The organism is Candidatus Magnetobacterium casense (assembly GCF_019173545.1).
In the GTDB taxonomy this organism is placed as follows: domain Bacteria; phylum Nitrospirota; class Thermodesulfovibrionia; order Thermodesulfovibrionales; family Magnetobacteriaceae; genus Magnetobacterium; species Magnetobacterium cryptolimnobacter.
Map to the genome: position 1 here is coordinate 1 of NZ_JABXWD010000809.1, position 1007 is coordinate 1007.

Genomic DNA, 1007 nt, shown 5'->3' on the forward strand with positions numbered 1-1007 from the left:
ACCGCATCGGATGATGTAAGCGTTGCATCCGTAACCTGGGCGTGTGCCACTTGTAACCCTGCCAGTGGCACAGCTACAGGCACGATTACATGGAGCTTTACGGCCTCTACGCTCACACTGGGAGCGAATGAAATTACCGTGACAGCGACAGACCCAAGCAGCAAGACGGGGGCTGACACGATTACAGTGACAAGGGTAGCTGCTCCTGTTTTCAGCGGCACAATAACGGGTTTAGTGGGTACAGGGGGGACAGGTGCGGTGAGTAAGGGGACTAGCGGGTATATCGGATGGTAGGGAGGATGTTATGAAAAAGATTCTGTTGGTGCTTGTGTGTTTGTTTCTGATGGTTGGTGTGGCAAACGCTCAGTCATGGATCACAGCGAACCAGGCAACGGTAGGATGGGACGCAGTAGCTCCGGTAGCCACGGGGGATGTAATCAAGTACCAGGTCTACACCCGTGTAGGCACGTCAGGGGCTGGCTCCCCTGTAGGTGGGGAGATCACAGCGACCCAAACGGCTATCACCTTTAACGTGGAGGGGAGATATTTTGTCGGGGTGAAGGCAATCAGGTACCCGTTAGGAGAGACGGTGGGCATTCCGAGCGTGACGACCTCGTGGAGCAATGACGCTTCGGTGTGCGCTGCCGCTGGCCCTTTCGGTATAGTGTATTTTGCCGCACCCCCGGTAGTTCAAGGATTAAGAAATGTACCGTAAGGGTTGAGTAGCGGAGACTGGTATGACTGATTGTCCTCATCACTCTGGAATTGAAACTGCGTTGAAAGCAATCTGTCAGAAAATGGACATACGATTTGACGCTCAGGACAAAGCCCTGGAGAAAGCCACACAGGAAATGGACCGCAGGCTGGAGGGCATGAACGAGTTTCGAAGGCAGTTGGATATGCAGGCAGGGACATTCGCTACGAGGACGGAGTTAAAAGCGGAAGCCGATAAACTGGAACTGAGGCTGGCTCCACTGCTGAGAATGGGTGCTATTCGGGAGGGGTCC

General features: G+C 54.0%; 3 protein-coding genes. All 3 read left to right on the top strand.

Features of this window, described 5'->3' with window-relative positions; all coding sequences use genetic code 11:
• A partial coding sequence (locus HWQ67_RS19720; RefSeq protein ID WP_218254402.1) for a hypothetical protein occupies window positions 1-294 on the top strand: 294 nt, incomplete at its 5' end.
• Window positions 295-304: 10 nt separating this feature from the next.
• Entirely contained in the window at window positions 305-715 is a 411-nt protein-coding gene (locus tag HWQ67_RS19725; RefSeq protein WP_218254403.1) for a hypothetical protein, read from the top strand.
• A gap of 22 nt (window positions 716-737) precedes the next feature.
• The coding region (locus HWQ67_RS19730; RefSeq protein ID WP_218254404.1) for a hypothetical protein at window positions 738-1007 on the top strand (270 nt) is incomplete at its 3' end.